The organism is Acidobacteriota bacterium (assembly GCA_020349885.1).
Taxonomy (GTDB): Bacteria; Acidobacteriota.
This window is the reverse complement of sequence record CP070701.1, coordinates 180,272-189,782: the sequence shown is the minus strand read 5'-3', so window position 1 is coordinate 189,782 and position 9,511 is coordinate 180,272. Positions and strand designations below refer to the sequence as shown.

7 protein-coding genes are annotated in these 9,511 nt (G+C 61.3%); all 7 read right to left on the bottom strand.

Annotated features, from left to right (window positions below):
- Window positions 1-284: 284 nt before the first annotated feature.
- Entirely contained in the window at window positions 285-2,948 is a 2,664-nt protein-coding gene (gene polA, locus JSV08_00870; GenBank protein UCF81008.1) for a DNA polymerase I, read from the bottom strand.
- Window positions 2,945-3,574: an RdgB/HAM1 family non-canonical purine NTP pyrophosphatase gene (gene rdgB / locus JSV08_00865; protein UCF81007.1), complete on the bottom strand. Its 630-nt coding sequence runs from the start codon at window positions 3,572-3,574 to the stop codon at window positions 2,945-2,947. The genes polA and rdgB overlap by 4 nt, the downstream gene beginning before the upstream one ends.
- Before the next feature lie 72 nt (window positions 3,575-3,646).
- Complete coding sequence (locus tag JSV08_00860; GenBank protein UCF81006.1) at window positions 3,647-5,011, bottom strand: amino acid permease; 1,365 nt, start codon at window positions 5,009-5,011, stop codon at window positions 3,647-3,649.
- Window positions 5,012-5,050: 39 nt separating this feature from the next.
- On the bottom strand, window positions 5,051-5,452 hold the full coding sequence (locus JSV08_00855) for a response regulator (protein ID UCF81005.1): 402 nt from the start codon (window positions 5,450-5,452) through the stop codon (window positions 5,051-5,053).
- Between the two features lie 83 nt (window positions 5,453-5,535).
- On the bottom strand, window positions 5,536-6,603 hold the full coding sequence (locus JSV08_00850; GenBank protein ID UCF81004.1) for a hypothetical protein: 1,068 nt from the start codon (window positions 6,601-6,603) through the stop codon (window positions 5,536-5,538).
- Between the two features lie 196 nt (window positions 6,604-6,799).
- Complete coding sequence (locus JSV08_00845; GenBank protein UCF81003.1) at window positions 6,800-7,273, bottom strand: hypothetical protein; 474 nt, start codon at window positions 7,271-7,273, stop codon at window positions 6,800-6,802.
- 59 nt (window positions 7,274-7,332) lie between these two features.
- Window positions 7,333-9,498 (bottom strand): polysaccharide biosynthesis tyrosine autokinase, encoded by a 2,166-nt coding sequence (locus JSV08_00840; GenBank protein ID UCF81002.1) that lies wholly within the window; start codon window positions 9,496-9,498, stop codon window positions 7,333-7,335.
- Between the last annotated feature and the right edge of the window lie 13 nt (window positions 9,499-9,511).

Here is a 9,511-nt window from a genome sequence, read left to right as displayed (position 1 = left end):
GCTGGTGTCTGCCATGAGTAGGCTGTAGTAGCGCGCCAAGAGGCTCACGTCGTAGGCCAGCGTGAGATACGGAAGGTCGCGGCGGAGGCGCTCCTCGTTGATTTTCCGGAAAAGTATCCGTTCTTCCTCGTTGAGAACGAAGAAGCTTTCTTCGGGGTTCACCGAAAAAAGGCCGTGGGAAAAAAGCAAGAGGCAGAAGAAGACACAGAACATCCATGTCAAAACGCGGCACGCAGTGCCCCTGCGTGAATCGCGCCGCGAAGTTCTTTGCGTGTTTATTTTGTTCACATCCAACTCCGGCTTATTTTCGTGTCCACGGCGAGCGGAACGTTCAGCGCAAAAGCCTCTTCCATCAGCTCTTTCACCTCTTGGGCGACGCCTTCCGCCGCGTTCTCGCGCGCTTCGAGCACGAGCTCGTCGTGGACCTGCATGATGAGATGCGCGTCGTCGCGTGCTTCAAACGCCTCGAAGACCTTCAGCATCGCGCGCTTCATCAGATCGGCGGCGCTTCCCTGAATGGGCGTGTTGAAGGCCGCTCGTTCCGCGGCCTCGCGGACGACGCGGTTGCGGTTGCGAATTTCGGGGATGCGGCGGACGCGGCCGAAGAGCGTGTGCACGACGCCGGTCTCGCGCGCCGCTTTGAGCACCTCTTCGCGGAGTTCCGCCACGCCCGCGTAGCGCTCAAAGTAGGCGCGAATCATGGAGGCCGCCTCGCCCATTTCAACACCCACCTGTTTCGCCAGGCCGTAGGCCGACATCCCGTAGATGACGCCGAAATTTACGGTTTTCGCGCGCCGGCGCAGGTCGGGCGCCACCTCCCCGGGCTGGGCGCCGAGAATCTCCACGGCGGTGCGCTCATGGACGTCCTCGCCGCGCTCGAAAGCCTTCGCAAGCACGGCGTCGCCGCTCAGGTGGGCGAGGATTCGAAGTTCGATCTGTGAGTAATCCGCCGAAACCAGACGCCAGCCTTCCGGGGCGACGAACGCCTCGCGTATCCGGCGCCCTTCCGCCGTGCGGATGGGAATGTTCTGAAGGTTGGGCTCCGACGACGAAAGCCGCCCCGTCGCCGCAACGCACTGGTTGTAAGAGGTGTGGACGCGCCCCGTCTGGGGATGCGCGAGCCTCGGAAGCGCATCCACGTAGGTGGACTTGAGCTTGGTCTTCTGGCGATAGTCCAGGATTTTTTGGGCAATGGGATGCTCGGCCACGAGCAGCTCAAGCACCTCGGTCCCGGTCGAGGCGGCCTTGGTTTTGGCGGTCTTCTTGAGCACGGGAAGGGACAATTTCTCATAGAGAATCTTGGCGAGCTGCCGCGGCGAATTGAGGTTGAATTCCTCCCCCGCCATGTCGAAGATTTCCGCTCCGAGCGTCTGCAACTCTCCGCCCAGCTCACGGCCCAGCTCGCCCAGGCGCTCCGCGTCGAGGAGCACGCCATGCCGCTCCATCGCCGCGAGCACGCGCGTGAGCGGAAGCTCGAGCGTCTCGTAGAGGCTTTCGAGCAGCGGCTGCTGCGCGAGCCCTTTTTTCAGCTCCTCCCAAAGAGGAACGAGGGCGCGTGCGCAAAGTGCGGTGCCGGAATTGTCCTCCTCCGCCTCCTCGTAGAGCCCCCGGCGGGACGGCCGCTTGGGCATGGCGATTTCGCGACCCAAACGGCGCCGGGCGAGGGTCTCCACGTCATAGGCTCCTTCCTCCGGGTCGAGCACGTAGGCCGCGAGCATGGTGTCGGCAAAGGGTGGACTAAGCGAGGGGAAGAAAAGCAGCAGGCGCTTGACGTCATGCGTTGTCTTGAGGACGTCGGGATTCTCGAGAAACGCCGCGGCGCACTCGGCGCTCTCCGCCTCATCAAGGGCGAGCGAATAGGCCGCCCCGTCGTCCACGGCAAAGATCAACTCGCGCGGCGAGGCCGTGGCCCCGCCCGCCGCCGGGTGCGGCGAAATCCCGATTTGCCCCCGCGCCTCGGCGTCTTTGAGCAGCGCTCCGAGCGCCTTCGCGTCGAGCGTCCGGGGGGGCTCGTCGGCGGCAATCGGCACCGTTTCTTTCCCGGACGCCGCAGCCGGCGCGGGCACACCCCCCGTTTGCTGAGGCAATTTCTCCAAAAATTTCTGGAATTCGAGTTCTTCGTAAAGGGCGCGCAGCGTCTCAACGTCCGGCTCCCTTACGCGAAGTTTTTCCGGACTCCACGGCACGTCCACATCGGTGCGGACGGTCGCAAGCGTTTTTGAGAGCCGCGCCTCGTCGACGTGCTCGGTAATTTTGCCGCGGTAGCGCTTTTCCGCAAGCACGTCGCTCTGGCGGATGGCCTCCTCAAGCGAGCCGCAGCGGTGGATGATTTGCTTGGCACCCTTCTCGCCGATACCGGGCACGCCGGGAATGTTGTCAGTGGGGTCGCCCCATAGGGCCAGCACGTCGACCACCTGCGCGGGGCGCACGCCGAACATCTCTTCGACGCCCGCCTCGTCGAGGAAGCGCTCCCCCTCCTGCCTGTCGATGTAGAGAACCCGGACGTTCGAGCGCACGAGCTGGAAAAGGTCCTTGTCGTTCGTGACCAGGACGACGTCGTATCCGTCGGCCGCCGCCCGCACCGCGAGCGTTCCCATGATGTCGTCTGCCTCAAAGCCTTCGCGCTCGAGCACGGGAATCCGGCGCGCCTCGCACACGTGCTTGACGTAAGGAATCTGCGGCACGAGGTCGTCGGGCATCTCGTCGCGGCCCGCCTTGTAATCCTCGAACATCTCGTGGCGAAACGTCTTCTCCGCCCGGTCGAAGCAGCAGGCAAGGTAGGAGGGGCGGTGCGCTTCCAGCAGTCGGTTCAGCATCGTCACAAAACCGTAGATGGCGTTCGTCGAGAATCCCTTCGAGTTCGTCAGGCGGCGGATGGCGAAATAGGCGCGGTAGAGATGATGTGAGGCGTCCACCAAGAAAAGCGCCGGGCGCTCCTCGGACTTCATGGAGAGGACTCCGGCGCGGCGGCCAGGCGGTCGCGGTTTTCGAGAAGATAGCGGCGTAGCTTTCGTGCCGCATTGCCGCGGTGGCTTAGCGTATTTTTGGTCTCAAGCGGCACCTGGGCAAGGGTTTTTCCGAGCGACGGCACATAGAAGATGGGATCGTAGCCGAACCCACCGTTACCCGCCGCCTCGTGCGCAATCAGCCCCTCGACCGTCCCATGGAACACGGCGAGCACGCTTTCCCTTTGCGCCACCGCAAGCACGCACCGGAAGCGGGCCGTGCGCGCCTTGTCTTGCACGCCTTCGAGCAGGTGCAAGATCATGCGGTTCTTTTCATCGTACGAGACATGCTCCCCTCCGAACCGTGCCGAATAAACGCCGGGCCCCCCTTCCAGGTACTGCACCTCGAGCCCGGAATCGTCGGCGACGGTGAGGTGGGGCGTCGCGCGGCTGTAGTAAAGCGCTTTGCCGATGGCGTTCTCTTCAAACGTGCGTCCATCTTCGGGAAAAAGAGAAACGGAAGGAAGCTCCTTGAGCGTGAGAATCGGGTCAAAGCCCGTATCCGCAAGCTCGGCGCGTATCTCCCGCAGCTTCCCGGCGCTGGTGGTCGCCAAAACGAGCGTCGTCATCCCTTATTATGGGTAGAGCAAGGGAAGATGTCAAAACCGAGAGTCGGTCCCGCAGCCGGAGCGTCCCCCGCCCTATTTTCCGCCTATCCGATACCACACCGCGCCCAGAGCCAAGAGCGCGAAACCCCCGAGCGATTCGAGCGGGCGTTCGCGCAGCGTGTTGAGGGCGAGGACGACGCACACGAGGATGTAGCCCGCAGGCACCCACGGGTAGGTCCAGCGAAACGGGAGCCTTGCGCCGGCCGCGCGCTTTCGGAGCACGAAGAGCGAAGCGCAGGCGAGCGCCGTGAACAGGAAGCCCGCGAACATCACGTACGTGAAGAGCGCCTCGTAGCCCCCCGCAAGGACCAGAACGCACGACCACGCGCCCTGCACGGCCAGGAAGGTATGCGGCGTTCGAAAGCGCGGATGAAGCCGCGCGCGCATCTTGAAGAAAAAGCCGTCGCGCGCCATGGCGAAGAAAGCGCGCGGGCTCATCAAAATGAGCCCGTTCAAGGCGCCCAGCGTGGAGACCACGACGGCGGCTGCAACAAGCGAGGCCGCAAAATCCCCCCAGAGGTGCACCGCCACGCGTTCGGCCACGGGGACCACGCCGCGAATCACCTCCATGGGCACGGCGCGCACGTAGACCCAGTTCACGGCGAGATAGAGCGCCGTAACGAGCGCCAGCCCCGCGCCGAGCGCCGCGGGGATGGTGCGGCGGGGATTCTTGATTTCCTCGGCCGCAAAATTGAGATTAAACCAGCCGGCGTACGCCCAGAGCACGGCCACAAGCGCGACGCCCACCGCGGAGGCCGAAGCGGGCTGGGACGGCGGCATGGCCGCCGGGGCCGCGACATCCGAAAACGCCACCCCCGCTGCGGCAAAGACGGCAAGGGCCGACAGCTTGAGCGCCGCAAGGGCGTTCTGCAGGAAACTGCCGGCCCGGAGACCGCAGATGTTAAGAAGTGTGAGGACGGCGACGGCGGCGGCGGCGCTAAGCTGGCCCGCCGCAAGGTGCCATGTCCAGCCGTCGAAGGCGAGCGTCACCAGGACCCGCTCCATCGAGAAGGAAGGAAAGAATTTCCCGAAGTAATGGGAAAAGCCCGACGCGATGGCCGCGATGGAGCCGCACTGGAGGATCCAAAACAAGGTCCAGCCGTAGAGAAAGGCCGGAAGCGGCCCGAACGCCTCGCGGGTATAGACGTAGGCCCCGCCGGCCTCGGGCCGCAGAGCGCCCAATTGGGCGAAGGTGAGCGCCCCCATCGCCGAGAGAACGCCTCCCAGAAGCCAGACTGCAAGAATCCACCCGGAGGAAGGCAAGTGCCGGGCGATGAGGCCCGTGGTGAGGAAAATGCCCGACCCCACGATGGTGCCCACCACCAAGGCGGTGGAATCGAGTACGCCCAGTGCGCGCGGAAACTCTCCCCGTGAAGGTGACTTGACGCACGCCGCCATCAGGGGGAAAGGAAGGGGCGAGAGATACGAAAATCGGGATTAGGCGGGCGTTTCGGGCTTCTTTTTAAGATGCTTTTCAATCATTTCGACGAGGACGTTCTTCTTGACGGGCTTAAAGAGGTAGTCGTCGCAGCCCGCCTCGAACGCCGCGTCAATGTCGCTTTGGGAGCCCCGTGTCGTCACCATGATGACGGGAATGTCCGAGACTTCCGCGTCGTTCTTGATTAAGCGGCAACACTCAAAGCCCGTCAGCTCGGGCATGTTGATGTCGAGAAGGATAATGTCCGGTTTCTCCTGCTTGGTCAGCTTGTAAGCCTCGGTTCCCGTGGTCGCCGTGATAAACTGGTAGCCGGTGCCCGAAAGGAGCACCTTCTCAAAATGCAGAAACGACGCTGAGTCGTCCGTCAGGAGAACCTTGAGGCTTTGTTTTTCGTCTCCCATATTACTCCAAGAGATACACTACCCCCTCTCGCCTAGGATGTCAAGGCTTGCTTGCACATTCTCCAAGAGGGACGCAGGCGCTATTAATCCGTGCGAACGCGGAGGCCGCGGCGAGCCAGGCGTACGGGAAGGACGCGGGCGCCGGCCTGGGACAGGGCCCGTTCGACCAGCTCGCGCCTGCCCCTGCCTTCCGGAATCACGAAAACCACGCACCCCCCTCCGCCGGCGCCGCAGGCCTTGGCCGCGAGAGCACCCGATTCTTTCGCCAGAAAAATAAGGCGCCGCATGCGCTCCGTTTCGATCCCGCGCGCCAGCCGCCGCCTCGCCTCCCACTCCATAGCCATGGCCCGAGCCAGCCTCTTGACGCTCCGCTCAAGGATCGCCTCCCGCGTCCGAAGCGCGGCCTCGCCAATCGCTTGAAGACGACCACGAACCTTCAGCCGTCCTTCAAAAGCCGCCTTGAAGATGCGCCAATTGACAGACGCCGAAAGACGGCTTTGCCCGGTGTAAGCAAGCACAAGGGCGCTTTCAAGGAAAGAAAGGCCGTCGTGGGGAAGGGGCTCGCGCTCTACGGCGCCTCCCCGGTACCAAAGCGCCTGCGCCCCGCCGTACAGGGCCGGGTAGTAGTCCTGCACACCCGTGGGCGCGCCGATGACATGGCACTCGACCGTCTGGGCCTCGCGGACGAGATTCTTTCCGATTCGCCGTGGCCCGCCGCCGGCGTGCAGCGCCCGGCAAAAGGCCGCGTGAAGGGCGATGCCGAGGGCGGAGGAACCGCCTAAACCCGCGCCGCGCGGGGCCTCGCTCCCGATTTCAATGTCCGCTCCCCTCCGGCGCGCTTCGCCGATACGCCGGGACGGCGGCGCCAGGTGGTGCCGGGCGATGGCGGCCACAAGGGGGACCGGATTCTCTTTCGGAATTTTCTCCGCCGATGGAAAGACGGCGCATAGCCCGGGATCTTTCGCCAACACCCGAACCGCGGGGCTGCGGTGAAGCGTCAGCCTCACCTTCGCAAAAAGCGACAGCGCCGCGTTCACGGTAAGCGCGGGCGCGGCAAACACCTCCAAGGGATAGATGTCGATGGTGCCGCCCGCCAGGTCCACGCGGACGGGAGCCGTCGCTTCCCAACATATCGTCCTTTTTCGACGCATTCGTGACGCGTTTCCCCCGCCGCGCAGGTGTCAGGCTACACCAAAGCGCTCTCGCCTCCGCGAAGCCTTCGGCGGAGCGAGGTCGCCCCGGCGAGCACCGACGCAGCAGGCAAACAAAAAGCCCCGCTATTCACGGAGCTTGATAGGATGGCTTTTCCCGCCTTCCCCCGCACGTCAACAGTGCGTCAGGAGACGGCTAGGGAATCTGCGAGGGCGAAAAGGGACCGCCCGGATTGCCCTCGTACTCGATAAACGTGGCCTTCTCCCCGGTTACCGTACGATGCTCGGGATGGAAGTCGTTGAAAAAGGAGTGGAATTTGTGGAACACGGCATTCGCTCGGCGCACCGTCACCGGTCGATCGGGATAGGGCGTGACAAGCTCGATGCCTGCGTAGTGCACCAATTCGATCATGACGCCCTCGATCAAATCGGCCTCCGGCTGCCACCCTTCTGGGTGTTCGACCTTGAACGAGGTAAGCACGGCGATGGCTTCTTCGGCCGTCCAGCCGTCTCTGGGCTCTTCGGCCTGTATGGCAATACAGTACAGGATCGCAAACTCGCCTTCCGTAATGATGCGCTCTTCAAGCTTGCTGGGTTCGTCCACCTCCGCCGCCAGCGAAGGCACCGCCAGCCCGCAGGCCATAATCAATATTAACCATTTCTTGCTCATATCGAACCTCCAAACAGAGTTCAGCTTACCATGCCCTTTGGGCGGTGTCAAGGGGTTTTTTACGAATCAAAAAAGGTCTCCGATACCGCGTCCTGGGACCGGCGGCGTTTGCGGAAGCGCTCGACCATCGGCATCATGCTGTCCTTTTCCTTCTCCTCTTGCGAAGAGTAGTAGTAATAGTAGTACCCTCCGCCGTATCTGTAGTAGCGGGTGTAGTAAGCGCTCCGAAAATCCAAATCGTTGAAAACCGCGCCAATCACGTTCACGTTGATGTCCCGCATTTGGCCCAAGCATCGCTGCGCCGCGAGCTTGTCCACCTTATTGCGCCGAATCACCAGGCACAGCCCATCGCAGATCGTCGAAAGCACCACCGAATCGGCCAGCCCCAGCAAGGGAGGGGAGTCCAGAAGAACCCACCGATAGCGCTGCTTGAGTCTCGAAAGCAGGTCCTTGAATTGCTGGGAGCCCAAGATTTTGGGCGGGTCAGGGGGAATGGGGCCGCATGCAAGAACGTCCAGATTGGGGGCCACGTTTTGAATGTAGGTTTCGATGTCCACCGATTCGCTCTGCATCACGTAACTGGCGACACCGCCTTTCCGTCGATCAATGTTGAACTTGTTGTGAAGCATCGGCCTCCGGAAATCGCAATCCACCATAAGCACCCGCTCTCCCGCCGAAGCGAGGGTTTTTCCGAGGCTGCTTGTCACCGAGGTCTTGCCTTCCTTCGGCACGGTGCTCGTGACCAGAAGTGTATAATGCGCCGCATCGCCTCTCGAAAACAGAAGGGCGGTGCGCAAACTGTTATAGGCCTCGCGCGCCGTGCTTCGCCCCGTGCCTTCGGCTGCATGGGGAATCATGCTCAGGATGGGCAATTTGAGCGCTTCGATGTCATCCGGTGTTCGAACGGTCGTATCGAGATATTCCTTTAAAATTACCACTCCCGCGCTGACAAAAACGCTGAAGAGCAGGCTGAACAGGATGTTGAGTTTGATTTTCGGCGTGAACGGTACGGTCGGAACGGTCGCCCGTTCCAAGACGCTCACAATGTCCATCTGAAGGCCGTCCATGATGTCCCTATCCTTGAGGCGTTGAAAGATCAACGTGTACGCGTCCTCGGCGAATCTCACCTCCCGCTCGCTTGTTTCATAAGCGATGAGCTGCTTGTTCAGTTCAGCCGATTCAAGCCTCGCCTTTTCAAGCGCTTGGAAATACTGCTCTTCAAGAGCTTTCAAGCGCGCATGCTCCTTTTTGAGAGCTTTTACAAACATCTGAACCTCCTGGTTCAGATTCGCCTTAACCTCGTTCATCGTCGCGAGATGGCTCTGCATCATCGGGTGTTTTTCTTTATAGGTCTCCGCGAGGCTTGCTCGCTCGATCTCCAAGTTAATTAACTGGCTATGGAGGGTTGAAAAGGCAGGGGATTGGGCAATGACATAAATTTCCGAATAATCCCCCTTCCGCCGCTCCACCTCGCGAATCTGTTCCATCAAAACCTCTTTTTCAATGCGTTCGGTACGCGTGCCCGTGTACGCTGAGCTTAAGGAACTCAGCTTCGCGGTGTTAATGCTCTCGATGTCCTGGGGATTGTACACATCCGTTTCCGCAGCCGTTCCAAGGAGATTGGTTCGAGTTTGCTCCACCTCGCCGCGCACGGAATCCAATTTCTCCTGCAGGATGGAGTAGATGTGGCTCGCGGTTTCGTCAATGACCTCGAGATTGTAAGACGCATACGTTTCCGCTACGGCGTTCGCAATGTCCGCCGCCAGCTTCGGATCGCTGTCCACGACAATAATGTCCAAAATATGCGATCTTTCCAACTGCTTCGCTTGAACCCTGCTGCGCAGGACGGCTGCAGGATTCCCGGCGTTTTTAAAACGCGGGTGTTCACGAAGATGGGGGAATCTTTCAAGGACACGTTCGGCCATCCCCGTGCTTCGTATCACCAGTTTTTGCGAATTGATGAAGGTTATCATATCGTACGCGCTCTGCGGCACCAAGTTGTCCTCCACGCTGTGCAATCCGCCGCCCATGATGTTGGGAAGCCGCGCCTTTATGAGGACGCGTGCCGAGGTTTGATACATGGGGGTTTTGCTGAAGGATACAATCGCTACGGTTGAGACGATCACCACCAAACAGGTTGCGACGATCCAGAGGTTCTCCTTTAGAATCGCCCACGCATCCTTGAGATGCATTTCGCGCACAATAGTGCTTTGCCGTGTCAGCATGGTTTTTTTCTTC

Bases quoted from the DNA above. Each gene is read 5' to 3' on its own strand.
- polA (UCF81008.1), bottom strand. From the start codon at position 2,948: ATGAAGTCCGAGGAGCGCCCGGCGCTTTTCTTGGTGGACGCCTCACAT.
- rdgB (UCF81007.1), bottom strand. From the start codon at position 3,574: ATGACGACGCTCGTTTTGGCGACCACCAGCGCCGGGAAGCTGCGGGAG.
- JSV08_00860 (UCF81006.1), bottom strand. From the start codon at position 5,011: ATGGCGGCGTGCGTCAAGTCACCTTCACGGGGAGAGTTTCCGCGCGCA.
- JSV08_00855 (UCF81005.1), bottom strand. From the start codon at position 5,452: ATGGGAGACGAAAAACAAAGCCTCAAGGTTCTCCTGACGGACGACTCA.
- JSV08_00850 (UCF81004.1), bottom strand. From the start codon at position 6,603: ATGCGTCGAAAAAGGACGATATGTTGGGAAGCGACGGCTCCCGTCCGC.
- JSV08_00845 (UCF81003.1), bottom strand. From the start codon at position 7,273: ATGAGCAAGAAATGGTTAATATTGATTATGGCCTGCGGGCTGGCGGTG.
- JSV08_00840 (UCF81002.1), bottom strand. From the start codon at position 9,498: ATGCTGACACGGCAAAGCACTATTGTGCGCGAAATGCATCTCAAGGAT.